General features: G+C 71.3%; 24 protein-coding genes and 1 pseudogene. 15 read left to right on the top strand and 10 right to left on the bottom strand.

All coding sequences use genetic code 11. From position 1 onward, the window contains the following. The first annotated feature begins 4 nt into the window (after window positions 1-4). From ACLJQE_RS31565 to ACLJQE_RS31585, 5 genes are all read left to right on the top strand, one after another. On the top strand, window positions 5-1369 hold the full coding sequence (locus ACLJQE_RS31565) for a M16 family metallopeptidase (RefSeq protein ID WP_410643170.1): 1365 nt from the start codon (window positions 5-7) through the stop codon (window positions 1367-1369). Continuing rightward, window positions 1366-2106, top strand: a complete 741-nt coding sequence (gene dapB, locus ACLJQE_RS31570) for a 4-hydroxy-tetrahydrodipicolinate reductase (protein WP_410643171.1) — start codon at window positions 1366-1368, stop codon at window positions 2104-2106. Before ACLJQE_RS31565 ends, dapB begins: the two co-directional genes overlap by 4 nt. Before the next feature lie 10 nt (window positions 2107-2116). Beyond that, window positions 2117-2563 carry a tetratricopeptide repeat protein gene (locus ACLJQE_RS31575; protein WP_410643172.1) on the top strand — a complete coding sequence of 149 codons (447 nt, stop codon included), beginning with the start codon at window positions 2117-2119 and terminating at the stop codon, window positions 2561-2563. Window positions 2564-2647: 84 nt separating this feature from the next. Further along, entirely contained in the window at window positions 2648-3478 is an 831-nt protein-coding gene (locus ACLJQE_RS31580) for a helix-turn-helix domain-containing protein (RefSeq protein WP_410643173.1), read from the top strand. A gap of 12 nt (window positions 3479-3490) precedes the next feature. Next, window positions 3491-3673 (top strand): DUF397 domain-containing protein, encoded by a 183-nt coding sequence (locus ACLJQE_RS31585; protein WP_410643174.1) that lies wholly within the window; start codon window positions 3491-3493, stop codon window positions 3671-3673. Here the strand turns inward: ACLJQE_RS31585 and ACLJQE_RS31590 are convergent. Continuing rightward, window positions 3638-4156 (bottom strand): hypothetical protein, encoded by a 519-nt coding sequence (locus tag ACLJQE_RS31590; protein ID WP_410643175.1) that lies wholly within the window; start codon window positions 4154-4156, stop codon window positions 3638-3640. The two genes, ACLJQE_RS31585 and ACLJQE_RS31590, sit on opposite strands and share 36 nt — an antisense overlap. Before the next feature lie 318 nt (window positions 4157-4474). Here ACLJQE_RS31590 and ACLJQE_RS31595 point away from each other — a divergent pair. After that, window positions 4475-4705: pseudogene (locus ACLJQE_RS31595) on the top strand (GtrA family protein); the annotation flags it as partial. A gap of 66 nt (window positions 4706-4771) precedes the next feature. Here ACLJQE_RS31595 and ACLJQE_RS31600 read toward each other — a convergent pair. Next, a complete protein-coding gene (locus tag ACLJQE_RS31600; protein ID WP_410643176.1) occupies window positions 4772-5329 on the bottom strand; it encodes a GNAT family N-acetyltransferase in 558 nt (185 codons plus the stop codon). A 59-nt stretch (window positions 5330-5388) separates the two neighbouring features. Here ACLJQE_RS31600 and ACLJQE_RS31605 point away from each other — a divergent pair, with 59 nt between their 5' ends. Further along, window positions 5389-6603 (top strand): winged helix-turn-helix domain-containing protein, encoded by a 1215-nt coding sequence (locus ACLJQE_RS31605; protein WP_410643177.1) that lies wholly within the window; start codon window positions 5389-5391, stop codon window positions 6601-6603. A gap of 92 nt (window positions 6604-6695) precedes the next feature. On the opposite strand, the gene ACLJQE_RS31610 is transcribed toward ACLJQE_RS31605, so the two are convergent. From ACLJQE_RS31610 to ACLJQE_RS31640, 7 genes are all read right to left on the bottom strand, one after another. Next, window positions 6696-7133 carry a zf-HC2 domain-containing protein gene (locus tag ACLJQE_RS31610; protein ID WP_410643178.1) on the bottom strand — a complete coding sequence of 146 codons (438 nt, stop codon included), beginning with the start codon at window positions 7131-7133 and terminating at the stop codon, window positions 6696-6698. After that, entirely contained in the window at window positions 7130-7639 is a 510-nt protein-coding gene (locus tag ACLJQE_RS31615; RefSeq protein WP_086852402.1) for a sigma-70 family RNA polymerase sigma factor, read from the bottom strand. The genes ACLJQE_RS31610 and ACLJQE_RS31615 overlap by 4 nt, the downstream gene beginning before the upstream one ends. Window positions 7640-7654: 15 nt before the next feature. Beyond that, window positions 7655-8449, bottom strand: a complete 795-nt coding sequence (locus tag ACLJQE_RS31620; RefSeq protein WP_410643179.1) for an enoyl-CoA hydratase/isomerase family protein — start codon at window positions 8447-8449, stop codon at window positions 7655-7657. A gap of 10 nt (window positions 8450-8459) precedes the next feature. Next, a complete protein-coding gene (locus tag ACLJQE_RS31625; RefSeq protein ID WP_410643180.1) occupies window positions 8460-9716 on the bottom strand; it encodes a hypothetical protein in 1257 nt (418 codons plus the stop codon). Next, window positions 9713-11248: an amino acid adenylation domain-containing protein gene (locus ACLJQE_RS31630; protein ID WP_410643378.1), complete on the bottom strand. Its 1536-nt coding sequence runs from the start codon at window positions 11246-11248 to the stop codon at window positions 9713-9715. The genes ACLJQE_RS31625 and ACLJQE_RS31630 overlap by 4 nt, the downstream gene beginning before the upstream one ends. Before the next feature lie 245 nt (window positions 11249-11493). Beyond that, window positions 11494-12417, bottom strand: coding sequence for a DUF4097 family beta strand repeat-containing protein (locus ACLJQE_RS31635; RefSeq protein ID WP_410643181.1), 924 nt, complete (start codon window positions 12415-12417; stop codon window positions 11494-11496). Window positions 12418-12429: 12 nt separating this feature from the next. Then, the gene (locus ACLJQE_RS31640; protein ID WP_410643182.1) at window positions 12430-12951 is read right to left on the bottom strand and encodes a toxin-antitoxin system HicB family antitoxin; all 522 of its coding nucleotides are present in this window, start codon (window positions 12949-12951) and stop codon (window positions 12430-12432) included. A gap of 119 nt (window positions 12952-13070) precedes the next feature. Between ACLJQE_RS31640 and thyX the strand changes: the two genes are divergently transcribed. The 8 genes from thyX (at window position 13071) to ACLJQE_RS31680 (ending at window position 22425) form a co-directional block, all read left to right on the top strand. Continuing rightward, window positions 13071-13823 (top strand): FAD-dependent thymidylate synthase, encoded by a 753-nt coding sequence (thyX, locus tag ACLJQE_RS31645; protein ID WP_410643183.1) that lies wholly within the window; start codon window positions 13071-13073, stop codon window positions 13821-13823. Continuing rightward, the gene (locus ACLJQE_RS31650) at window positions 13823-14218 is read left to right on the top strand and encodes an ACT domain-containing protein (protein ID WP_410643184.1); all 396 of its coding nucleotides are present in this window, start codon (window positions 13823-13825) and stop codon (window positions 14216-14218) included. The genes thyX and ACLJQE_RS31650 overlap by 1 nt, the downstream gene beginning before the upstream one ends. A gap of 137 nt (window positions 14219-14355) precedes the next feature. Next, window positions 14356-15597 (top strand): Nramp family divalent metal transporter, encoded by a 1242-nt coding sequence (locus tag ACLJQE_RS31655; RefSeq protein ID WP_410643185.1) that lies wholly within the window; start codon window positions 14356-14358, stop codon window positions 15595-15597. A gap of 22 nt (window positions 15598-15619) precedes the next feature. After that, entirely contained in the window at window positions 15620-16054 is a 435-nt protein-coding gene (locus tag ACLJQE_RS31660; RefSeq protein ID WP_410643186.1) for a hypothetical protein, read from the top strand. Between the two features lie 87 nt (window positions 16055-16141). After that, entirely contained in the window at window positions 16142-17620 is a 1479-nt protein-coding gene (locus ACLJQE_RS31665) for a serine/threonine-protein kinase (RefSeq protein WP_410643187.1), read from the top strand. Between the two features lie 101 nt (window positions 17621-17721). Next, window positions 17722-18735: a 4-hydroxy-tetrahydrodipicolinate synthase gene (gene dapA / locus ACLJQE_RS31670; protein WP_410643188.1), complete on the top strand. Its 1014-nt coding sequence runs from the start codon at window positions 17722-17724 to the stop codon at window positions 18733-18735. Continuing rightward, complete coding sequence (locus ACLJQE_RS31675; RefSeq protein ID WP_410643189.1) at window positions 18732-20429, top strand: ribonuclease J; 1698 nt, start codon at window positions 18732-18734, stop codon at window positions 20427-20429. Before dapA ends, ACLJQE_RS31675 begins: the two co-directional genes overlap by 4 nt. 352 nt (window positions 20430-20781) lie before the next feature. Then, window positions 20782-22425 (top strand): VWA domain-containing protein, encoded by a 1644-nt coding sequence (locus ACLJQE_RS31680; RefSeq protein ID WP_410643190.1) that lies wholly within the window; start codon window positions 20782-20784, stop codon window positions 22423-22425. Here ACLJQE_RS31680 and ACLJQE_RS31685 read toward each other — a convergent pair. Next, window positions 22379-23752, bottom strand: a complete 1374-nt coding sequence (locus ACLJQE_RS31685) for an amino acid permease (protein ID WP_410643191.1) — start codon at window positions 23750-23752, stop codon at window positions 22379-22381. The two genes, ACLJQE_RS31680 and ACLJQE_RS31685, sit on opposite strands and share 47 nt — an antisense overlap. Window positions 23753-23774 lie beyond the last annotated feature (22 nt).

Below are 23774 nucleotides of genomic sequence, written 5' to 3' on the forward strand. Positions count from 1 at the left end.
ACCCATGGCACGGCAGGTTTCCGGGCACGAGCAGCCCGTCGGCACCACCCGCACGCTGGAGTCCACTCCGGACGGTGCGGTCGTCAAGCGCAGTGTCCTGCCCGGCGGTCTGCGCGTGATCACCGAGCACGTCCCCGCGTCGCGCTCGGCCACGGTCGGGCTGTGGGTCGGCATCGGCTCCCGCGACGAGCCGGCCGCCGTCGCCGGCGCCGCGCACTACCTCGAGCACCTGCTGTTCAAGGGCACGAGGCACCGCGACGCCACGCAGATCGCCGAGGAGATCGACGCGGTCGGCGGCGAGTTCAACGCCTTCACGGCGAAGGAGCACACCTGCTACTACGCGCAGGTGCTCGACGCCGACCTCCCGCTCGCCATGGACCTGGTCACCGACGTCGTCTTCGAGGCGCTGTGCACCGACCGCGACATGGACATGGAGCGCAGCGTCGTCCTCGAAGAGATTTCGATGCGCGACGACGACCCCGAGGACCTGCTGCACGAGACGTTCGTGACGGCCGTCCTCGGCGACCACCCGCTCGGCCGCCCGGTGCTCGGCACCGAGAAGTCGATCGTGGAAATGGCACCGGCCGCGCTGCGGAACTTCTACAAGCGCCGGTACACGCTGCCGCGGATGGTCCTCTCCGTGGCCGGGAACATCGACCACAACCAGGTGCTGCGGCTGGTGCGCAAGGCACTCGGCGAGCGCCTGACCGGCACCGCCACGCCGATCGCGCCCCGCGAGGGCCGTGCCCGGATCAAGACGGTGCCGAAGCTGGCCCTGCACACCGACGACACCGAGCAGGCACACGTCATGCTGGGCCTGCGTTCGCTGTCGCGCCACGACGACCGCCGCTTCGCGCTGTCGGTGCTCAACGCGGCGCTCGGCGGCGGGATGAGCTCCCGGCTGTTCCAGGAGATCCGCGAGCAGCGCGGACTGGCCTACCAGGTGTATTCGTCGATCGCGAGCTACGCCGACACCGGGCACCTGGCCGTGTATGCGGGTTGCCAGCCGGAGAAGCTCGGCGACGTCGCCGGCGTCATCCGCGAGCTGCTCGACAAGGTCGGCGTCGACGGCCTGACCGACGCCGAGGTGGCCCGCGCCAAGGGCCAGCTGCGCGGCGGGCTGGTGCTGGGCCTGGAGGACACGTCGTCGCGGATGTCGCGGATCGGCAAGAACGAGCTCAACTACGGCCGTTACCTGGGCGTCGACGACACGATCGCCCGCATCGACGCGGTGACCACCGAGGACGTGTGTGCGCTCGCTCGCACTTTGTTCGCGCGGCCCGGTGGCGTCTCGGCGGCGGCGGTCGTCGGGCCGTACGCTCACGCCGACGACCTTCCTGACGACCTGCACGAGGTGATCGCTTCATGACCATCAACGTCGGTGTGCTCGGTGCGCGCGGCCGGATGGGGGCGACGGTGGTGAACGCCGTCGAAGGCGCTTCGGACATGAAGCTCGTCGCGGCGCTGGACGCGGGCGACGACTTCGCCGCGCTGGCGGACGCCCAGGTCGTCGTCGACTTCACCCACCCCGACGCCGTCATGGGCAACCTGGAGTACCTGGTCGAGCACGACATCCACGCGGTGGTGGGCACGACGGGCTTCAGCGATGCGCGGTTGGCGGAGTTGCGCGGCCTGCTGGAGCCGAAGCCTGCGCTGGGCGTGCTGATCGCGCCGAACTTCGCCCTTGGCGCGGTTCTGGCCATGCGGTTCGCGGCTCAGGCGGCGAAGTTCTACGCCTCGGCCGAGATCATCGAGCTGCACCACAACCGCAAGGCCGACGCGCCTTCGGGCACCGCCGCGCACACCGCCCGGATGATCGCGGCGGCGCGGGCGGAGGCCGGCGTGGCGCCGGGCCCGGACGCGACGACGGCCGAGCTGGACGGCGCCCGCGGCGCGACGGTCGAAGAAGTTCGCGTGCACTCGGTCCGGCTGCCGGGCCTGGTCGCGCACGAGGAGATCCTGTTCGGCGGTGAAGGGGAGACCCTGACCATCCGCCACGACTCCCTCGACCGGACGTCGTTCATGCCGGGCGTGCTGCTCGGCGTGCGTGAGGTGCTGAAGCGCCCCGGCCTGACGGTCGGCCTGGAAAACGTCCTCGACCTGTGAAAGCCCGCCCGTGAAAGCTCGCAATGTGGCGCTGCTGCTGACGGCGGCGCTGGTCGTGTACCTGTTCCTGCTCGCGGACCGGGCGTTCGCCCTGTTCAAGACGGGCACGGGCGTCGGCATCGCCCTGGGCGCGGGTGTGCTGCTGCTGCCGGTGCTCGGGATCTGGATCATCGTCATGACCTGGCGCAACGGCGTGCAGATCCAGCGCCTGTCCCGGCGGCTGGACGCCGAGGGCGCGCTCCCGGACGTCTCGGACCTCCCGCGCCGGCCCTCGGGCCGGGTGGACCGCGACGCGGCCGACGCGTGGTTCGCGGAGCGCCGCGCGGAAGTCGAGGCCGATCAGGGGAATTGGCGGGCCTGGTACAAGCTCGCGTATGCGTACGACATCGCGGGCGACCGGCGCCGGGCGCGCGAGACGATGAAGAAGGCCGTGGAATTGGAAGCCGCCGACCACTGATTTCTGCTGAGTTCCGCGGGTGTGGCAATTCGCTGACAGTTGTCGTTCATTCGTGAAATGTGCGGGCTTCGTACTATCGGCCGCATGAAACCGACTTCGTCTTCTCCTGGTTCTCGGGCGTTGTCCGCGTCGCTGCGCGAAGTACGCGAAGCGCGGAAATTCGGGTTGCGCGAGCTGGCGCGGGCGCTGGAGGTGGATCCGCGGTTGCTGTCGCAGTGGGAGCTGGGGATCCGGGTGCCGCCGATCGAGGAGGTGGCGCGGATTCTCGGGTACCTGCGGGTGGATCGGGCCGTGACGAGCCGGATCCTGTTCCTGGCGCAGCACGTGAAGGACCCCAACTGGCTGGACTCCAACCCGTCGGACCTGCCCGCCGCGCTGACCGGGATCATCGAGTACGAGCGCACCGCCACGAAGATCACCAACTGGGCGCCCGCGATCGTTCCTGGGCTGCTCCAGACCGCCGACTATGCGCGCGCGATCCTGACCGCCGCGGGCACTAGCGAAGAAGAAGCGGACCGGCGCTTGGTCATGCGCTTGAGCCGCCAGAACATTCTGACCACGCGGGAACCGGTCCACCTGAAGGCCATTGTCGGTGAAGCCGCCTTCCGAACCCGGGTCGGCAACGAGGACATCATGTCCGACCAGTTCGATCATCTGGTGCAGGCCGTGCGGCGCCCCAATATCTCGCTGCGCATCGTGCCGCTGGATGCCGGTTACCACCCCGGGCTGATCGGACCGTTCATCATCTACGAGTTCGGCGACCGGCCCGCCATCGTCCATCTGGAGCACCACCACGCCAGTGGATTCCTACCCGAAGGCGGTGGCGGCCCGTACCATGCGCTGGCTAGGGTTGTTACCGGCAAAGCTCTCACCGAGGAGGCCTCGCTCGCCTTCCTGCGAGAGATCACCCGATAGCTAGGAGGCACCGTGTTCACCTGGCGTAAGTCGAGCTACAGCGGTAGTGAAACCGATTGTGTCGAGGTTTGCCTCGCCGAAAGCGTCGGGGTCCGGGACACGAAAGCCCGTCACCTCGGCCGGCTCACCGTCTCGCGCGCCGCGTGGACCGCGTTGATCTCAGTGGTGCAGCCAGCCCGCGAACACCGCGGGTGAAGCCGCTATCAAACTGAAGCGGATCCACCTTCCGGCGAGCCCCGCCGTCAGGAAGGTCACCAGGCGCATTCGCACGAGGCCTGCCAGCACGCTCGTCGCCATGAACGGGGGCAGGCCGACCAGGGAACTCACACCGTACGTCCCGGCCATCCAGTGCGGGTGCCGGTGGCACCGCTCGCGCAGCCGGTCGACCCAGCCGCGGATCCTCTTCGTCCGCAGCTGCCAGCGCACGCGCCTCGGCGTCATCGGGCGCTCCCGGTGCAACCGGTCGTGCAGCGGCTTCGGCAGCTTGATCGTCCCGCGGGCCGCCAGGTAGTACAGCGTCTTCCCGGCGATCTGCCCGACCGCCACCGCGGCCCCGAGCCACAGCCAGTGCAGTCCCGGCTGGCTGGCGCACAACCCGATCAGGAACACTTCGGCGCTGATCAGCGGCACGATGGCCGAACCGAACGCGACGCCCAGCGTCAGCAAGATCCAGCTCATCGTGTCACCTCCTGAAACCTGCTCGCGTTCTTCCAAGTTATCAGTTCGAAATCTCCGCGCACTGGGGTTGACCCCACCTTTCGGCCGGTGGTCCGCACCAGAAGATCACCTGCCGGACGGCTTCCCGTCACCCGCCGCCGGAACACTGGCGGGGTGGCCGCCGAGCAACCCCGTACGCCCGCTGACCGATTCGGCGCCCTCTGCCGGACCGTCGTGCGCTTCCTGCCACTGGGTCTGTCGCGGGTCGTGGCTCCGACGTTTCTCGGCTTCTGCCTCATCAACGGGTTGACGTTCGGGGTGGACCTGGCGTTGCTCACGGTGTTCCACAGCCTGCTCGGCCGGCCGCTCTGGCTGGCGATCACGCTGGCGTACGGGTGCGCGTTCGGGCTGAGCTTCGTGCTGAACCGGACGTTCAACTTCCATTCGCACGCCGCCGTCGGAATCCAGCTGGCCCTTTACATCGGTGCGATTGCTGTCAATTACGCGGCGTTTCTGCTGGGTGTGGGCGCGGGACTGACGGCGCTGGGCGTCGAATACCACGTCTCGCGGCTGCTGGCGGGCGCGTGCGAAGGCGTGTTCATGTACGCCGTGATGCGGTGGGTGATCTTCCGGGACTCAGCTCAGGCTGAGGTCGAGGGTGCCGCTGAGCCGGACCTCGCGGAGGATGCGCTCGCCGGTGTCGAGGGTGCGGACGGTGCCGTCGGGGTTCCAGCCGGCCCGGCGGTAGAAGCCGAGGGTGGCGTGGTCGCCCTGGGCGACCCAGGCGATGCCGCGGGAGGCACCGTCGGCACGCAGGCCCGCGGCGGCCGTCGCGAGTAGCCGCCCGGCGTGACCGCGCCGTCCCCAGCGCGGCTCGACGAGCAGGGTGGCGATCAGGCCGGTGGTCTCGGCGTCTTCGGGCAGGCTCCCGTCAGCCTGGGCGACCTCGTCTTCGGGCGCGCGGCCGGCCACGCAGAAGCCGACGGTGAACTCGCCCTCGGTGGCGACGTAGACGAGGCTGCCGGGGTAGTCGATGGTCTCGGTCCAGGTGCCGGCGAGGTCGGTGGCGTCCAGCTGGGCCAGTGCCTGCTTGCCGAGCAGGTCTTCGTACGCGGCGTGCCAGGTTTCGCGCTGGATGCGGGCGATCTCCGCGGCGTCGGGCAGATCGGCGGGACGGACGGCGGCGTCGCTCATGGGCTGAAGATATCGGGGCGCCGGTTTTTGTCGGTGGTGGGTGGCACCATGAGCTCACCATGCAAACGATCAGCGTCTCGACGGCCCGGAAGACGTTCCTGGCCGCACAGGGCTTCACCGACCCGCGTCCGTCCGGCGTGCCTTCGCGGCAGCACCTGAAACGCGTGCTTTCCCGGGTCCAGCTGCTGCAGCTGGACTCGGTGAACGTCGCGGTCCGGGCGCACTACATGCCGGTGTTCTCGCGGCTGGGCGCGTACGACCCGGCCCTGCTCGACGAGGCGGCGTGGGCGCACTCGGCGCGTCGCCCGCGGCTGCTGGTGGAAACGTGGGCGCACGAGGCGAGCCTCCTCCCGATCGAGGACTGGCCTTTGATCCGCTCGGGCGCGAAGCGCGACGGCTGGTGGCGGCACTACGGCTCGCTGATCGAGAAGTCCCCGGGCCTGGTCGACGAGATCCTGTCGGTGGTCAAGGAACTCGGCCCGATCGGCGCGGGCGGCATCGAGCGGGCGGTGGCGGCCGACGCCCAGCGGCGCGGGCCGGGGTCGTGGTGGGAACGGTCGGAGGTCAAGCGCGTCTGCGAGTACCTGTTCGGCATCGGCCAGCTGACCACGGGCACACGCAGGTCGTTCGAGCGGCTCTACGACCTGACCGAGCGGGTGGTGCCGCCGGAGACCCTGTCCCGGTCGGTGTCCGCGGAGGAGGGCGCGCGGGGCTTGATCTCCCGTTCGGCGCGAGCCCTGGGGGTGGCGACGGAGACGGACCTGCGCGACTACTACCGCCTCGGGCCCGCCCCGGCCCGCCAGGCCGTGGCGGAGCTGGTGGAGTCGGGCGAGCTGGAGCCCCTGTCCGTCCGGGGCTGGAAAGCGGTGGCCTACCGGCACGTCTCCGCCCGGACGCCGCGTGCGGTGCCTGGCCGGGCGTTGCTGTGCCCGTTCGACCCGCTGATCTGGGAGCGGGCCCGCACGGAGCGGCTGTTCGGCTTCCACTACCGGATCGAAATCTACGTCCCGGAGCCGAAGCGGGTGTACGGGTACTACGTGTTCCCGTTCCTGCTGGACGGCTCGCTCGTCGCCCGGGTGGACCTGAAGTCCGACCGGGCGGCGGGGCTGCTGCGGGTCCACGGCGCGTTCGCGGAGGAGGGCGCGGACATCGCCCGGGTCCTGCCCGAGCTGGCGGCGGAGCTGCGCCACATGGCGGAATGGCTCGGCCTGTCGGGCGTACAGATCGGTTCCCGCGGCGACCTGGCGGCCCCGCTGGCAAAGCTGGTCCACTAACCCCAAGCGCCCCAATGTGGCCTTCGGTGCGTTGAGCGCACCCAATGTGGCCTTGGGTGCGTTGAGCGCACCCAAGGCCACATTGGGGCGGATTACGGTGTCGGGCGGCCGGGCGGCAGGGTGGCTGGATCGAGGCCCGCGGTCCGCGTCGTGGCCGGGGCCGGTGTGGTCCGGTCGATGCGCGGGTCCGGCGAACACCCCTGCGCGAACAACCGCGACCCCGCCACCGCCCCCGCCAGTGCTGCTCCCGCCAGGGCCGCCGCCACGCGGGCTCGTCCGCGCCGCCGGGAGGCGCGGGCCGCCCGGGCCAGCTCCGGCAGCAGGGACACCCGCGGCGCGACCGGCCCCAGCAGCTCCACCGTCGTCTCCCGGGGCACCACCGACAGGATCCCCGGCATCCCCGCGAACGAAGCCACCGCCGCCGCGCACGGGGAACACCAGCCCAGGTGCTGCTCGTACTCCCGGCGCTCGCCAGGCGACAACGCACCGAGCACGTACGCCGCGTCCCAGTCCCGGTACGGATCGTTCAACGCCTGGTCAACCCCCTCTCCTGCAACGCCAGCCGCAACGCACGCAGGCCGTAGAACAACCTCGAACGGACCGTTCCCTCCGGCACCTCCAGCTCCACCGCCAGCTCGGCCACCGACTGGCCCATGTAGTACGCGCGGACGATCACCGTCCGGTGGTCTTCCGTCAGCTGGGTCAGCACGTCCGTGATCACCCACGCGTCCAGCGCCGAGTCGATCGGGTCGGTGCGGGACTCCTCCGGGACGAACGGCGAACGCACCTCCCGCCGCGAGCGCGCGCTCCGGCGCTCGTCGATCACCACGTTGCGCGCCACCGTGAACAGCCAGGCGCGCGAGGCCGGCTCGCCCTGCTCCAGGATTTCCGGGCTGTTCCACAGCCGCAGCAGGGATTCCTGGACGACGTCCTGGGCGAGCTGGTCGTCGCCGGTCAGGCGCAGGGCGTACCGCCACAGCGCCGGGGCGTGTTCGTCGTGCAGCGCCTGGAGCAGCGCCGTGTGCGTCTCGTTGATGGCGCACCCACCCGGTCAGCAGCCGGCGGCTCTGCTGCCGAACGCCGGTTCGCGTTTGCCGAGGAACGCGCCGGTGCCCTCGCGCATGTCGGGACTCGTGAACGCCGAACGGAACGCCGAGAGCTCCAGCTCCAGGCCGTCGTCCACCGTGCGCCCGCGGCTGTCGTTCAGCGCGCTCTTGGCCAGCGCCACCGCGTCGCGCGAGTTGCGGGACACCGCCGTGATCGTCGCGCGGGCCCCGGCGAGCATGGCTTCGCGGCTGTCGAACAGCTCGGTGACCAGCCCGATCCGCTGCGCCTCCGCCGCGTCGACGTGCCGGCCGGTGAAGATCAGCTCACGGGCCCGGCCGGGACCCACCTGGCGGCGCAACCGGACGCAGCCGCCGAATCCCGGGATCAGCCCGAGCAGCACCTCCGGCTGGCCGAAGACCGCTTTGGGTGTCGCGTAGACGAAGTCGCACGCGAGCGCGAGTTCGCAGCCGCCGCCGAGCGCGTAGCCGTCCACGCAGGCGATCACCGGCACCGGCAGCCGTTCCAGCGCGCGGGTGACCTCTTGGCCGAGCGCGCCGAACCGCGCGCCCTGCTCGGGATCCAGCGCGGCCATCTCGCGGATGTCGGCCCCCGCGACGAACGCCGGCCCCGGCGCGCCGGTGAGCACGATGCCCGCGACCGCCGGATCCTCGCCCAGCGACGAGCACACCTCGAGCAGATCGGTGAGCACCTGGGACGACAGCGCGTTGCGTGCCCGCGGCCGGTCCACGGTCACGGTCGCGACAGGCGCCTGCAGGTCGACTACGACGGTCCGGTCCATGCTGTCTCCCTCACGAGTCCCAGATCGCGCCGAAGGCCGGAATCCCGCGGGCTTCCAGTGCTTCGACGACGTGCCACGTTGTCTTCTTGTTCGAAATGCAGATCACTGCTTCCGCGTCGAAGTCCCGGTGCGCGCTCAGGGCCAGTTCGACCAGATCGGGTTTGCCGGAGCTGTCGGTGTCCCACACGACGGCGTCCGGCTGGACGGCGAGGATTTCGTCGACGAGCTCGTCGCCGTAGGTGCGCCGGGGGTGGCGGGTCGACCAGACGAGCCGCGCCGGAGTCTCCCCGGACAGCAGGTGCGGCAGGCAGGGGCCGATGCCGCTGCCGGTGGCCACCCAGACCACCCGGCGGAACAGCTTGTCGATGTTGCCCACGCCCGCGGTCGGGATGCCCTTCACCCACAGGTGCGACGGCAGGTCGTCGATCAGGGCACCGGTCCAGTCGCCGGCCCGCGACACGGTCAGCCGGAACCCGGTGCGCCCGGGCGCGGGCACGTTGGCGAAGGAATGCCACTCCAGCAACGGGTTCCGGCTCAGCGCCGTCGACGAGCCGGCGAACGGCGTCACGCCGTAGTCGAACGAAAGGAGCGCCACGTGCGGCGACGGCCGGGAGATCCGCACCGGCACCCGCCGCAGCCGCAGCCACGGCAGGGCCACGCTCGTGACGACGACCAGCAGCACCCAGAACGGGCCCGAGCCTGCGAAATCCGTCCCGGTCGCTTCGGCCAGCAGCACCGAATGGACGGTGAACAGCACCAGCAGCGTCCAGCCGCCGAACCGGTGGGAGCGTTCGAACAGGTTGTGCCGCCGGGCCCGCACCCGGGGCAGCGCGAGCACGACGACGACGGCGAGGACCACCGCGATCGCCCAGGTGGTCAGCAGCAGCGCCGCCGGGCCGCCGCGCGCGGTGAGCACGCCGGTGAGCACGAGGAACCAGCCGGTGGCGCAGAGCGTGCCGCCGACGTGCAGCCCCCCGAAGTGGTAGACCTTGCCCAGCGTCCAGCGCAGCCGCAGCGAACGCCGCACCGGCGCGGCGGTGGCCAGCCGGAACAGCAGGTTGATCACCAGCTGCTGGCGGATCAGCACGGCCAGGGCGAGGTTCCCGAGCACCAGCCAGGTGAGCACGCCGAGGTCGAGCGGGCCGGCGGTGGCGGCGACGGCGTTGCCGGCGACCACCGCGGCGGCCAGCCGGTTGTGGTGGGTCCACGGCCGTCGCTTCAGCCGGGCCCGCACGGACTCCGATGTGGAGGGAAGCGTCGCGGTCATGCCACCGTCTCCGCCGGCTCGCGGCTGTCCAAACGCGACAGCAAGGCTCGCCGGTCGACCTTGCCCCGCTCGGTGAGCGGCAGGTGATCCACCGGGACGATCATCGCAGGGACGCTGTAGTACGGCAGCGCGGCTTCCGCCGAACGGCGCACCAGGCCGGGCTCGGCCGTCGAGGGGGTCACGAAGCCGACGAGCCCGCCGTCGTAGAGCACGGTGGCCGCCCGTTCGCAGCCCGGCGCCCGCTCCAGCGTCGCGGTGACCGCGTCCAGTTCGACGCGGAAGCCGCGGATCTTGACCTGGTCGTCGGTCCGCCCGTGGTGCTCCAGCTGGCCGTCGGTGGTCCACCGGACGAGGTCACGGGTGCGGAACATCCGGTGCGCGCCGCCGAGGAACGGATCCGGCCGGTAGCGCTCGGCGGTGAGGACGTCGTTGCCGGCGTAGCCCGCCGTGACGCACGCGCCGCCCGCCCACATTTCCCCGACCTGCCCGATCGGGCACGGTCTGAGCTCGTCGTCGAGGACGTACACCGTGGTGTTCGGCACCGGACGGCCGATCGTCAGCTTGCCGAGCCGGGGATCGTAGCGCTGCACGGTGTTGACGATGGTCACTTCGGTGGGGCCGCAGGCGTTGTGGAAGCTCGCCCGCCGCGACCAGGCGTCGGCCAGCGCGACCGGGCACCGTTCGCCCGCCACGGCGACGGTCCGCACCCGCGGGCACGTCTTCGGGTCCACTGTGGACAGTACGCCGGGGGTGGCGATGAGGACGTCGGCCTCGCGGGCGGTCTCCTCGATGTCCTTGCCGCGGATCAGCAGCCGGCCGCCGTGTGCGAGCGTGCCGAGGATTTCCCAGGCGGCCATGTCGAAGGCGATGTTCAGCAGCTGCGCCACCCGGTCGCCGGGCCGGATGCCGAGTGAGCCCGGCGCGGTCAGCAGGACGTTGCCGAGGTTGGCGTGGGTCACCTGCACGCCGTTGGGCCGTCCGGTCGTCCCGGACGTGAAGATCACCATCGCCGTGCCGCCGCCGTCCGCGGCCGGAGCGGCGGGCCGGTCGCGGTGCGGGTGCTCGCCGTCGATGGCGACGACCCGGCCGAGACCCGCGGGCAGTGCGGCGGCGTGCTCGCGCGTGGTCAGGACGACGTCGATGCCCGCGGTGGCCACGATGTGCCGCAGCTGCGGGGCCGGGGTGATCCGGATGTCCTGCGGCACGTACGCCGCGCCCGCCCGCAGCACGGCGAGGATGCCGACCACCATCGGGATCGACCGCGTGAGGAACAGGCCCACGTGCTGCCCGGGCCGCACCCCGAGCCCGGCCAACGCGGCGGCGAGCGACGCCGACCGCCGATCGAGTTCGGCGTAGCTGAGCGATTCCCCCGAGTGCAGCACGGCCACTGCGTCCGGACGGGCCCGCGCCTGCGCCAAAATGGCGTCGTGAATGCGGCGGAACGGAACTCCGGCGGCCTTTCCGGTGCCGAACCGCTGGAACAGCGCGCGGTCGGTGGCGGTCAGGCCCTGCAGCGTGGAGGGGCGGATCATCGCGGTCACTCGGTCACCTTTCGCCAGCCCGGCGCGGTCAACCGATGTGAACGAGACAGCCTGCCGATTTGTTCAAGGCCAATCCGAGAAAATCAGGATTCTCCGGGTGTAACTACGCGAAACGGCGATTTCGACAGATTCATCCTTCGTTCGCCGTATTTCAGTGGAGCGCTTTCTCTGGTATTTCGCGCGAACGGGCCGTTCCCGGCAGCCCTCGCCGGGAACGGCCCGTTCCTCCCCCTTGCTCAACCCGCCGCGCGCGTCACCACGGCGTTGCCGGTGCCCGTGCGGGCGCGGACCTTCAGCGTCACGCCGCCCTCCGGAGCGGCGTCGGCGACGTCCAGTTCGCTGGAGACGCGCCCGGCGCTGGAGGTCAGGTCGACCTCGGCGGACGTCCCGCCGCGGATGCCGATCCGGACCTCGCCGGAGCCGGTGATCAGGTCGAGCGTGCCCGACCCCGCGTCGGCGACGGACAGGTCGCCGCTGCCGGTGCGGGCCATCACTTCGCCGGAGACCGCGCCCAGCCAGACGTCGCCGGTGCCGGTGGCCAGCGTCGCGGAGCCGGCGATCGACGACGCCTCGACGTGGCCGCTGCCGCTGCGCAGCTGCAGCCCGCCCAGTGTCGGGCCGAGCTTGACGGCCCCGCTGCCGGTGCGGATCGTCGCCGAGCCGTCGGCGCGCTCGAGCTTCACTTCGCCGGAGCCGGTCAGCAGGTCGACGCGGCCGGCCGAGCCGGTCACCGTGACGTCCGCCGCGCCCGCCCGGACCTCGACGTGCGAGCCCGCCGGCGCGTGCACCTTCACCGCGAGCGCGGCGTTGCGCAGCTGCCAGGCCTTCGGCGCGCTGACGACCAGGCGGTTGCCGAGCTTCTCGATCCGGCTCTGCCGCACGGCCTCGGCGGGGGAGGTCGCCGGGTCGACGCCCAGCTGGTCGCCGAAGCGCTCGCCGACCCAGGACAGCAGGCTGTTGACCCCGGCCACCCACGGCTGCTGCTCGCCCTGGTCGTGGCGCAGCTCCACGCGCGCGCCGGAGCCGCCTTCGAGGACGACCTCGACGCGGCCGATCGTGACGCCGATGTCGAGCTCCAGCGGGACGTCGGTCTCGAACTCGTCGATCCGGACCAGCTCGTCGTTCGGCTCTTCGGCCGGTGTGGTCTGTTCTTCACTCATCGTCTCGTCCCCTCAGCCTTCGACCCAGCCGTGCAGGTGCGACCCGCTGCCGCTGCCCTTGCCGTGGTGCTTGTGCGCCCCGCCGCCGCCGAGTGCGCCGTGGCCCAGCGCGCCCTGGACCGCCTGCGAAACGAAGGTGTTCAGCGAGACGCCCTGCGCGGCGGCCGCGCGTTCCGCCTGGCCCTTGATCTGCTCCACCAGCCGGAGCGTGATCCGGCTGATGTCACCGCCGTCGAGTGGTGGTGGCGGTGGAGTGGTGTCACGTGGTGTCGCACGCGACGTCGTCTCTTCGGCGGTGCCGGTGACGACCACGCGGACGTCCCGGCCGTCGAGCCGGACGTCGACCACCTGGCCCGGCAGCGCCGCGGTGACCTCGGCGGCGAGGTCGGCGAGAGCGTTCATCAGCGTCAGCCGGACGGCGGGCTCGAGTGCGGAGGACAGCAGCGCGGCCGCCCGCCGGGTGTGGTCGTCCCCGGCGGCAGCCGTGTTCGCGAGGTCCTCGCGAAGGTTGGCGATGTACGGCGTCAAGTCCATGACACCACTATGACGTCATCAGTGGTGTCAGTCAAGGTGGTGGTGATGTCACGTGTCCCCCGGGAGTGACCCGCCTCACGCCGTTAGGCTGCGCGGAAGCCGGGAGAAGGAGTGCTGACGTGACCGGAACCGTGTCACCCAGAGTGCAGCTGATCGCGAAGACCGAGTTCTTCCCGCCCGAAGACGTGCCGTGGTCGACCGACGCGGACGGCGGGGAAGCGCTGGCCGAATTCGCCGGCCGCGCCTGCTACCAGTCGTGGAAGAAGCCGAACCCGGCCACCGCGACCAACGCCGGCTACCTCGAGCACATCATCGACGTCGGTCACCTTTCGGTGCTGGAGCACGGCTCGGTGACCTTCTACATCAGCGGCATCTCCCGGTCGCTGACCCACGAGCTGATCCGGCACCGCCACTTCTCCTACTCCCAGCTTTCGCAGCGGTACGTCCCCGAGCGCGACGCCGAGTTCGTCGAGCCGGAGATCATCGCGAACGACCCGGTGCTGCACGAGAAGTTCGTCGCCGCGACCCGGGCGAGCGTCGACGCCTACACCGAGCTGCTGGCCGGGCTCGAGGAGAAGTTCGCCGACGTCCCGAGCGCGACCCTGCGCCGCAAGCAGGCCCGCCAGGCCGCCCGCGCCGTGCTGCCGAACGCGACCGAGACGCGGATCGTCGTGACCGGGAACTACCGGGCGTGGCGGCACTTCGTCGCGATGCGCGCCACCGAGCACGCCGACGTCGAAATCCGCGAGCTCGCCGTGGAGTGCCTGCGGCAGCTGCAGAAGGCCGCGGCGAACGTGTTCGCGGACTTCACCATCTCGACGTTGCCGGACGGCACCGAAATCGCCACGAGCCCGAAGGTGCTGGAAGGCTGATGAAGCGACTTGCGATCGACGTCCGGCCCGGTGACTACGCCGTCGTGCGGCTGCCCGCGGACGCCGCGGTGCCCGCCGAGCTCTTCGAGCCCGGGGACACCCTCGTTTCGGTGACTCGGACGCCCGAAGAGATTTCGGTGATCTGCCCGGCCGGTCGCGAGCCGGGCGGGGCCACCGCGTCCGAGGCCGGCTGGCGGCTGCTGTCGGTCCGCGGCCCGCTGGAGTTCACGCTCACCGGCATCATCGCCGCGCTGGCGTCGGAGCTCGCCGCGGCCGGGGTCGCGCTGTTCTCGATCTCGACGTTCGACACCGATCACATCCTGGTCCGCGCCGTCGATCTCGACCACGCGGTCACGGCGCTGCGCGAATCCGGCCACGAGGTCGCGCACGTCTGACCGTTCGCACTTTTCACCGCCGTCGATCGGGGTATCCGGGGCCGGGGGTGGGAGCCGTCACCCTTGAAAAAGAAAGTTCGGCACGCCTAAACTTCGGTTTAGGGTCCCCGACATCCGGTTTTCGAGAGGTGGCGTCCATGGCTGTGACCGAGGCTGTCCGGCCGAGACTGGTGACCCGCCTGCGCACCGGGTCGGCCCTGCTCGGGCCCGCGTTCGTCGCCGCGATCGCCTACGTCGACCCGGGGAACGTCGCCTCCAACATCAGCGCCGGCGCCCGCTACGGCTACCTGCTGGTCTGGGTGATCGTCGCGGCGAACCTGATGGCCGTGCTGGTGCAGTACCTGTCGGCGAAGCTCGGGCTGGTCAGCGGGATGTCGCTGCCGGAGGCCCTGCGCGGCCGCCTGTCCCGGCCGGCGCGGCTGGGCTACTGGCTGCAGGCGGAGGTCGTCGCCATCGCCACCGACCTGGCCGAAGTGGTCGGCGGCGCGATCGCGCTCAACCTGCTGTTCGACCTCCCGCTCATCGTCGGCGGCGTGATCACCGGCGTGGTGTCGCTGACCCTGCTGGCGGTCCAGGACCGGGGCGGCCAGCGGACGTTCGAGCGGGTCATCACCGGCCTGCTGCTGGTCATCGCGGTGGGCTTCCTGGCGAGCCTGTTCGTCGAGCCGCCGTCGGCCACGGAGACCCTCGGCGGCCTGATCCCGAAGTTCGACGGCGCGGGCAGCATCCTCATCGCGGCGGCGATGCTCGGCGCGACGGTCATGCCGCACGCGGTCTACCTGCACTCGGGCCTGGCCCGCGACCGCCACGGCCGTCCCGACGGAACCCGGCGCCGCCGCCTGCTGCGCGCGACCCGGGTCGACGTCGGCCTGGCGATGTTGCTGGCGGGCGCGGTGAACCTGGGCATGCTGCTGCTGGCCGCGACGAACCTCCAGGGCCAGGACGGCGTGGACAGCATCGAGGGCGCGCACGGCGCGGTGGCTTCGACGCTCGGCCCGGGCATCGCGCTGATGTTCGCGATCGGCCTGCTGGCCTCGGGCCTGGCGTCGACGTCGGTGGGCGCGTACGCGGGCGCGATGATCATGCAGGGGCTCCTGCACAAGAGGATTCCGCTGGTACTGCGCCGCCTGGTCACCCTGATCCCGGCGATCGCGGTGCTGGCGCTGGGTGCCGATCCGAGCGCGGCGCTGGTGGTGTCCCAGGTGGTGCTGTCGTTCGGGATCCCGTTCGCGTTGGTACCGCTGATCCGGCTGACGGCCGACCGTGATCTGATGGGGGAGGACACGAACCGCCGCTTGACGACGGTCGCGGCCTCGGTGATCGCGGCGATCATCATCGCTCTCAACCTGGTGCTCATCTACCTCACGTTCACCGGTTGACCCACGGAACGGGGGACGCGCCATGGCCTGGATCTTCGGCCTTTCCGTTGAATGCGGGGAGCGCGAGACCCACGCTCGCGACCTCGCGCGGCACTTCGACGGCTGGCCGGTGCGGATTTTCCGGCACGGCACCGGCTGGTGGTGCGGCGTGGAGCCGGAGGGCCTCAGCCAGACGGGGGTGAACTCCGCGGCGGAGGCGACGGCCATGACCGCCGCCGGCCGGCGGCTCTACTGGCAGCTCCGGACCGCACCGCCGGTCTACCGCTACGCCCTCGCCGGGGTCGAGGCCGGCGAGTTCCGCACCTACGACGAACTCATGGCGGAGAAGGACCTGACGACCTTCGCCGGCCTCGTCGTCAGCGAGCACATCTGGGTTTCGACCGGGAAGCGGGCCGAGTTCAGCGACTTCGCCCCGGGCTACCGGTGGCTTCCCTACCACGGCGAAATCCACCGCTGAGGCTTCCGGCTCGCGAATTGCGCGGAACCCGCGGGGCCCGGCGACGGTCCGACTAGCATCTGCGCGACCGCCGCCAAAAGGAGCACCGTGACCGACGAACAGACCCGGCCGTATCCCCCGCAGGCGCCCGTCACGCCTGGTCAGCGGGTTGTCGCCGGCCGCTACCTGCTGCTCGGCGAACTCGGCCGCGGCGGCATGGGCGTCGTGTGGCGGGCGCAGGACCAGGTCATCGGGCGGCAGGTCGCCGTCAAGGAACTGCGGCTGCCCGACGCCGAGTCCGCCGCCGTCTTCTCCGAACGCGCGCTGCGCGAGGTGCGGGCCGGTGGGCGGCTCAACGACCCCGCCGTCGTCACCGTCTACGACGTCGTCACCGACGGGGGAACCACCTTCATCGTCATGGAGCTCGTCGAGGCACCCAGCCTCGCCGACCTCGTGCGGCAGCGGGGCCCGATGCCCGCCGCGCAGGCCGCTCAGCTGGGGGAGCGGGTGCTCGCCGCGCTGCAGGCCGCCCACGCCGCCGGGATCGTGCACCGGGACGTCAAGCCCGCGAACATCCTCGTCGCGCCGGACGGCCGTGTGAAGCTCACCGACTTCGGCATCGCCCACGCCGTCGACGATCCGCGCCTGACCACCAGCGGCATGATCGTCGGCTCGCCCGCGTTCATGGCGCCGGAACGCGTCGAAGGCCGCGACGCGATGCCCGCGTCCGACCTGTGGTCCCTCGGTGCGACGCTGTTCTTCGCCGTCGAAGGCTCGATCCCGTTCGAGCGCGCGACCACCGCGGCGACCCTGCACGCGATCATGACCGAGATCCCGTACCTCACCCGCGGCCAGGGCCCGATCGCCGCGGCCATCCTCGGCCTGCTCGTCGCCAACCCCGACGCGCGGCTGACCGCGGCCCAGGCCCAGAACCTGCTGACCACGGCGCAGGGCGTGCGGCCCACCCCGCCCCACGGCACCGCGATGCTCGGCGCACCCGCACCGGAGCCGCCGCGGAAGACCCGCCGCGCGCTGTGGCTCACCGTCGCCGCGGTCCTCGTCGTCGGTGCCCTGGTCGGCGGCTTCTTCGCGGGCAAGGCCTACGAGACGCCCGCGGTCGACAAGCAGAAGCAGCCGACCATGACCTACGGCGTCGGCGGGCAGCTGCGCACCGACATCGGCGGGTACTACCGGTGCTTCAACACCCCGGTGCAGGACGGCTCGATCATCAGCGAAGAGGACAACAAGGCCGAGTGCGACAACAGCCACACGCTCGAGGTCTACGAGATCGGCGGCCTGCTGTCGGTCGAGAACTGGAATTCCGACGACGCCAAGGTCGCGGCCTACCCCGGCCTGCCCGCACTGACGGCCAGTGCCGAGGCCGCGTGCGCGACCGCGTTCCGGTCGTCGATCGTGCCGGACACCAAGCGGCCCGACCTCACCTACCGCGCGCTCGTCCCCACCCAGGCGGAGTGGGAAGCCGCGCCGTCCAAGAGCGGCGAGGAACCCGCGCGCGAGTTCTACTGCCTGCTCGCCCGGGCCGACGGCGGGCCCATCACCGCCCCGATCGTGACCAAGGTCAAGTAGAAGTTTCGCGATGAGCGGCCGGCCCCGGGAAATCCTCCGCTCTTGCTGCCGATGACCAGGTCGGCGCGGTTTTCGTCGGACCGGCGGGGTACCGTCTCCCCATGTCCAACCCACCTACCGCAGCGCCCGGACGGCCGTTCGGGCGCGTGCTCACCGCGATGGCCACCCCGTTCGACGCCGAGGGCGCACTGGACCTGAAGCGGGCGCAGGAGCTGGCCGAGCACCTCGTGGAGCTGGGGAACGACGGCCTCGTGGTCAACGGCACCACCGGCGAGAGCCCGACCACGAGCGACGCGGAGAAGCAGGACCTCATCCGCGCCGTGGTCGAGGCCGTCGGCGACCGCGCGACCGTCGTGGCCGGCGCGGGCACCAACAACACCGCACACAGCGTCGAGCAGGCGAAGCAAGCCGAGGAAGCCGGAGCACACGGCCTGCTGGTCGTCACCCCGTACTACTCGCGGCCCAGCCAGGCCGGGCTGTTCGCGCACTTCACCGCGGTCGCCGACAGCACCGGCCTGCCGGTGCTGCTCTACGACATCCCGCCGCGCTCGGTCGTCCCGATCGAGGTCGACACCCTGCTGCGGCTGGCCGAGCACCCCCGGATCGTCGCGGTCAAGGACGCCAAGGGCGACCTCATCGCCGGCTCCGAGGTGATCGCCAACACCCACCTCGCCTACTACTCCGGCGACGACGGCCTCAACCTGCCGTGGATCTCCGTCGGCGGCGTCGGCGTGGTGAGTGTGATCGGTCACGTCGTCGCGGGCCGGATCCGCGCCATGATCGACGCCTACGAGAACGGCGACACCTCCACCGCGCGCACCAACCACCGCGGCATGCTGCCGGTGCTGCGGGCGATGTCGCGGGTCGGCGGGGTCGCGTTCAGCAAGGCGGCGCTGCGGCTGCGCGGCTTCGACATCGGCGATCCGCGGCTGCCGATCGTCGCGCCGACCACCGAGCAGACGGCCCTGATCGCCGCTGATCTTGCCCAGGGCGGCGTGCCGCTGGGCGACACGGCGGCTCAGGACTGGCATGGTGAGCGGGTGGCACAAGCAGATTCGCGAGCGGCCTACATCGCGCCGACCTCGCACACCAGCGTTGGGACCCTGCCTCGGTGAGCTCACTTCCCCAAGGTCCAGGCCCCACCAACGCCCCGCCCAAACTCCCCGAGGGAGCCCTGCGCGTCGTCGCGCTGGGCGGCATCGGCGAGGTCGGGCGCAACATGACCGTTTTCGAATTCGGCGGCCGGCTGCTCATCGTCGACTGCGGGGTGCTCTTCCCCGAGGACGACCAGCCCGGCGTCGACCTGATCCTGCCCGACTTCCGCGCCATCGAGGACCGCCTCGACGACATCGACGGCCTGGTGCTCACCCACGGGCACGAAGACCACATCGGTGCCGTCCCGTTCCTCCTGCGCCTGCGGCCGGACCTGCCGATCTACGGCTCGAGGTTCACCAACGCGCTGCTCGCGGCGAAGGCCAAGGAGCACCGGCAGCGGCCGAAGCTGATCGAAGTCCGCGAGGGCGAGCGCCGCGACGTCGGCGTGTTCAACCTCGAGTTCTTCGCGGTCAACCACTCCATCCCGGACGCGCTCGCGGTCGCGATCCGCACCCCCGCGGGCGTGGTCCTGCACACCGGCGACATCAAGCTCGACCAGCTCCCGCTGGACGGGCGCCTCACCGACCTGGCCGGCTTCTCCCGGCTCGGCGACGAGGGCGTCGACCTGTTCTGCGTCGACTCGACCAACGCCGAGGTGCCCGGGTTCGTCATGCCGGAGCGCGACATCGGCCCGGTCCTCGACGACGTCATCCGCCGGGTCGACCAGCGCGTCATCGTGGCCTGCTTCGCCAGCCACGTGCACCGCGTCCAGCAGGTGCTGGACGCCGCGCACCGGCACGGCCGCCGGATCGCGTTCGTCGGCCGGTCGATGGTCCGGAACATGGGCATCGCGGCCGACCTGGGCCTGCTCAACGTGCCCGACGGCCTGCTCGTCGACCTCGACCAGGCCAGCACCCTGCCGGAGAGCAAGGTCCTGTTCGTCTCGACCGGGTCGCAGGGCGAGCCGCTCTCGGCGCTGTCGCGGATGGCGCGCGGCGAGCACCGGCAGATCTCGATCCGCGCGGGCGACACCGTCGTGCTGGCCAGCTCGATGATCCCGGGCAACGAGACAGCGGTGTTCGGCGTGGTCAACGGCCTGACCCGGCTCGGCGCGAACGTCGTCCACCAGGGCAACGCCAAGGTGCACGTGTCCGGCCACGCGTCGGCGGGCGAGCTGCTCTACCTGTACAACGCGGTGCGGCCGAGCAACGTCATGCCGGTGCACGGCGAGTGGAAGCACCTGCGCGCGAACGCCGAACTGGCCATCCGCACCGGCGTCGCCCCGGACAACGTGGTGATCGCCGAAGACGGCGTGGTCGTCGACCTGGTCGACGGCAAGGCCTCCCGCACCGGCCGCGTCGAGGTCGGGCACGTCTACGTCGACGGCCTGTCGGTCGGCGACGTCGGCGAGTCGACCCTGTCCGACCGGCTGGTGCTGGGCGAAGGCGGGTTCATCTCGATCAGCGTGGCGGTGGACTCCAGCACCGGCCGCCCGGTCAGCCGCCCCACGGTGTCCGGCCGGGGCTTCTCCGACGACCCGAAGGCGCTCGCCGCCGTCGTGCCGCTGGTGGAGATGGAGCTGGCGCGCACGGAGGCCGAAGGCATCACCGACACGCACCGGATCGCGCAGGCGGTCCGCCGGGTCGTGGGCCGCTGGGTGGCCGACACCTACCGCCGCCGCCCGATGATCGTCCCGACGGTCATCCCCGTCTAGCCCACCCCCAGCGCCCCAATGTGGCCTTCGGTGCGTTGGACGCACCGAAGGCCACCTTGGGTGCGTTGGACGCACCCAAGGCCACATTGGGGCGCTGGGTCAGCAGCAGTGCGCAGGCCACGGTGACGGTTTGCCGCAGCAGCGCGTGGCGGGCCCTGCGCTGTTCGCCTCGGGTCGGCTTCATGGGGTCCAGTGTTTCGGCGTCCGCGGCCGTGGACATCCCGCTGTGGGAGGGGCCGGGTCCCTCCCGGGGATGAGTTCGCCCGCCTGTTAGGCCGTCCGGCGCACATGCGGCCGGTTTGCCGCGGGATAGCCTTGGTCCCACCCCGCCTCGCGCAGAGAGGCCGCACCGATGGGACGTCATTCGGACGGCAGACGACGCCGGCTGCTCGTGCCCGCCGTCGCGACCGGTCTCGTGCTCGCCCTCGGCGCGGCCGGGTGGGTGGCGGTGACGACCGTGCGGGCCCGGCCGTCGTGCGAGCAGCCCGCGAAGGTCCTCGTCACCGCGTCGCCGGACATCGCGCCCGCGCTGTCGCTCGTCGTGCACGGTCTGGACCTGCAGTGCGGCAGCGTCGAAATCCAGCCGCGGGAGGCGACGCAGACGGCCGAGCGGCTCGCCCTGTCGGACGGCAGCCCGCGGCCGCAGGTCTGGGTGCCGGATTCGACGCTCGCCCTGCGCCGTGCCCATCAGCTCGGCGCCGACGGCGTCCCCGAGACCGGGGCGTCGGTGGCCAGCTCGCCGGTGGTGCTCGCGGTCGTCGCGGACGTCGCCAAGGGCCTCGGTTGGCCCGACCACGCGCCCACGTGGGCGGAGGTCCTGGCCGCGCCGGGCGTGGTGCCGGGGATGTCCGACCCCGCGCGCGACGCGGTCGGCGCGGTGTCGCTGCTCGGGCTGCGGGACAGCGTCAAGGCGTCGCCCGAGCCCTCGGCCGCGTACGTGGCGGCGTTGCGGCGCTTCTCGGCCAACACGCTCGGCGCGGAGACGGAGCTGATCGCCCGGCTGCCGGGCTCGAACGACGGCAGCGGCTCGGCCGCGGTGACGGCGTTCCCGGCGTCGGAGAACTCCTTGCTGCGCCACAACGTCGAGGAACCGAAGTCACCGCTCGTCGCCGTCTATTCGACGGCGGTGCCCACCTTGGACTACCCGTTCGCGGAGCTGGGCGGGATCACCCCGCAGCAGCGCCCGATCGTCGAGGCGCTGCGTGACGCGGTGCTCGGCGACGCGGGAGCGGACGCGATCGCGAAGACGGGTCTGCGGGCGGCGGGCGGCCAGGCGCTGCGCGAGCACGCCGACGACCCGAGGGTGCAGCCGCAGGGCATCCGGGCGGCGAACCTCCCGCCCGCGCCGGTGGTCGACGAGCTGCTCAACCAGTGGGCGGGCATCAACCTGAGCGCGCGGGTGCAGGTGCTGGTCGACGTGTCCGGCTCGATGAACGCGCAGGTCCCCGGGACCGGCCTGAACCGCATGCAGGTGACGATGCAGGCGGCGGCGAAGGCGATGCACCTGTTCAAGCCGGCCACCCAGCTGAGGATGCAGGCGTTCTCCACCCGCCTGGACGGCGACAAGGACTACCGCGAGCTGCTCCCGATGGCCCCGGTCGCCCAGCACCTGGCGGACGGTGCCCTGGACAAGCTGGCCGGGGTGACCGCCACCCCGGACGGCGGGACGGGGCTGTACGACAGCGTGCTGGAGACCTACCGCACGGCGCGCCGCGAGTGGGAGCCCGGCCGGTTGAACGTGGTGATCGTGATGACGGACGGCCGCAACGAGGACGCGCGCAGCGTGTCCCGCACGGACCTGCTGGCCGAACTGGCGAAGCTGCAGGACACCCGCCGCCCGATCCCGCTGATCGGCGTGGGCATCGGCCCGGACGCGGACAAGGCGGAACTCGACCAGCTGACCGCGGCCACCGGGGGACAGGCGTTCGTGGCCCCGGACCCGGCGAAGATCACGGACGTGTTTTTCGGGGCGCTGTCCCGGATCGCCGGCGGATGAGAGCGTAGACGCCGAGGATCGCCGCCAGGCTGATCAAGCTCAGGTACAGCTGCGCCCGCGTGTCGGAGTCCACGAACAGCATCGACGCCACCACGACGAGCGTCAGCACCAACGTGACCCAGCTCAGCCACGGGTACCCCCACATCCGCAGCTTCAGCTTTTCCGGCTCCGAAGCCTCCAGCCGCCGCCGCATGCGGATCTGCGAGCCGCAGATGATCGCGTACACGAACAACGCCACCGCGCCCGCGGAATTGATGATGAAGTAGAAGATCTTGTCGGGGGACACGTAACTCATCACCACCGCCACGTACCCGACCGACGTCGACGCCAGGATCGCCTTCCACGGCACGCCGCGGGCGTTCGTGTCCGCGACCCAGGCCGGGGCCCAGCCGTGGCGCCGCAGGGCGAACAGCATCCGGGATGCCGTGTACAGCCCCGAATTCAGCACCGACAGCGCCGCCGTCAGCACCACCGCCGAAACGATGGTCGACGCCGCCGGGACGCCGAAGCGGCCGAACGCCGCCGCGAACGGGCTCGTCTCGCTGGGGATCTCGCGCCACGGCGTGATCATCACCAGCAGGGCCACCGAGCCGACGTAGAACACGATCACGCGCCAGACGATCGTCGAGGTCGCCTTGCGGACCGCCGTCTCCGGCTGGTCGGACTCCGCCGCCGCGATCGTGACGATCTCCGCGCCGAAGTACGAGAAGATCACGATGACCACGCCGTGCACCACCGAAAACGGCCCGTTCGCGACGAAGCCGTCGAGGCCGATGTTGCCGACCGAGAAGTGCGCGTCCGGCATGAAGCCGAGCACGAACAGCGTGCCGAGCAGCAGGAACACGACGATGGTGGCGACCTTGATCGACGCCAGCCAGAACTCCGTCTCGCCGAAGGAGCGCGCCGACGCCAGGTTCGTCGCCGTCAGCAGCAGCATCAGCGCCAGCGAGAACACCCACTGCGGCACCCCGGGAATCCAGCCCTGCAGGATCTTCGCGCCCGCGACGGCCTCGAACGCGACCACGCCGACCCAGAAGTACCAATACAGCCAGCCGATGGTGAAGCCCGCCCAGCCGCCGAGCGAGTCGCGCGCGTACTCCATGAACGAGCCCAGCGACGGCGACGCGGTCGCCATCTCGCCGAGCATCCGCATCACCAGCACGACGAGCAGCCCGCCGATGGCGTAGGACAGCACGGCGGCCGGGCCCACGGTGTGGATCACCGCCCCGCTGCCGATGAACAGGCTCGCGCCGATGATGCCGCCGAGGGCGATCATCCGGACGTGCCGTTGCCGCAGGTCGGGCCGCAGCCCGGACTTGGTCGCCAAGGTGCTTCCTCCCCGGTGGAAC

Origin of the sequence: Amycolatopsis sp. lyj-346 (assembly GCF_046548975.1) — a bacterium.
GTDB lineage: Bacteria > Actinomycetota > Actinomycetes > Mycobacteriales > Pseudonocardiaceae > Amycolatopsis.

What these genes read in the sequence shown, in the direction of transcription:
- dapA (WP_410643188.1), top strand. Translation starts at nt 17,722, where the DNA reads ATGTCCAACCCACCTACCGCAGCGCCCGGACGGCCGTTCGGGCGCGTG.
- ACLJQE_RS31590 (WP_410643175.1), bottom strand. Translation starts at nt 4,156, where the DNA reads ATGAGCTGGATCTTGCTGACGCTGGGCGTCGCGTTCGGTTCGGCCATC.
- ACLJQE_RS31660 (WP_410643186.1), top strand. Translation starts at nt 15,620, where the DNA reads ATGGCCTGGATCTTCGGCCTTTCCGTTGAATGCGGGGAGCGCGAGACC.
- ACLJQE_RS31565 (WP_410643170.1), top strand. Translation starts at nt 5, where the DNA reads ATGGCACGGCAGGTTTCCGGGCACGAGCAGCCCGTCGGCACCACCCGC.
- ACLJQE_RS31620 (WP_410643179.1), bottom strand. Translation starts at nt 8,449, where the DNA reads ATGGACCGGACCGTCGTAGTCGACCTGCAGGCGCCTGTCGCGACCGTG.
- ACLJQE_RS31635 (WP_410643181.1), bottom strand. Translation starts at nt 12,417, where the DNA reads ATGAGTGAAGAACAGACCACACCGGCCGAAGAGCCGAACGACGAGCTG.
- ACLJQE_RS31680 (WP_410643190.1), top strand. Translation starts at nt 20,782, where the DNA reads ATGGGACGTCATTCGGACGGCAGACGACGCCGGCTGCTCGTGCCCGCC.
- ACLJQE_RS31580 (WP_410643173.1), top strand. Translation starts at nt 2,648, where the DNA reads ATGAAACCGACTTCGTCTTCTCCTGGTTCTCGGGCGTTGTCCGCGTCG.
- ACLJQE_RS31625 (WP_410643180.1), bottom strand. Translation starts at nt 9,716, where the DNA reads ATGACCGCGACGCTTCCCTCCACATCGGAGTCCGTGCGGGCCCGGCTG.
- ACLJQE_RS31605 (WP_410643177.1), top strand. Translation starts at nt 5,389, where the DNA reads ATGCAAACGATCAGCGTCTCGACGGCCCGGAAGACGTTCCTGGCCGCA.
- dapB (WP_410643171.1), top strand. Translation starts at nt 1,366, where the DNA reads ATGACCATCAACGTCGGTGTGCTCGGTGCGCGCGGCCGGATGGGGGCG.
- ACLJQE_RS31655 (WP_410643185.1), top strand. Translation starts at nt 14,356, where the DNA reads ATGGCTGTGACCGAGGCTGTCCGGCCGAGACTGGTGACCCGCCTGCGC.
- ACLJQE_RS31630 (WP_410643378.1), bottom strand. Translation starts at nt 11,248, where the DNA reads ATGATCCGCCCCTCCACGCTGCAGGGCCTGACCGCCACCGACCGCGCG.
- ACLJQE_RS31600 (WP_410643176.1), bottom strand. Translation starts at nt 5,329, where the DNA reads ATGAGCGACGCCGCCGTCCGTCCCGCCGATCTGCCCGACGCCGCGGAG.
- ACLJQE_RS31640 (WP_410643182.1), bottom strand. Translation starts at nt 12,951, where the DNA reads ATGGACTTGACGCCGTACATCGCCAACCTTCGCGAGGACCTCGCGAAC.
- ACLJQE_RS31650 (WP_410643184.1), top strand. Translation starts at nt 13,823, where the DNA reads ATGAAGCGACTTGCGATCGACGTCCGGCCCGGTGACTACGCCGTCGTG.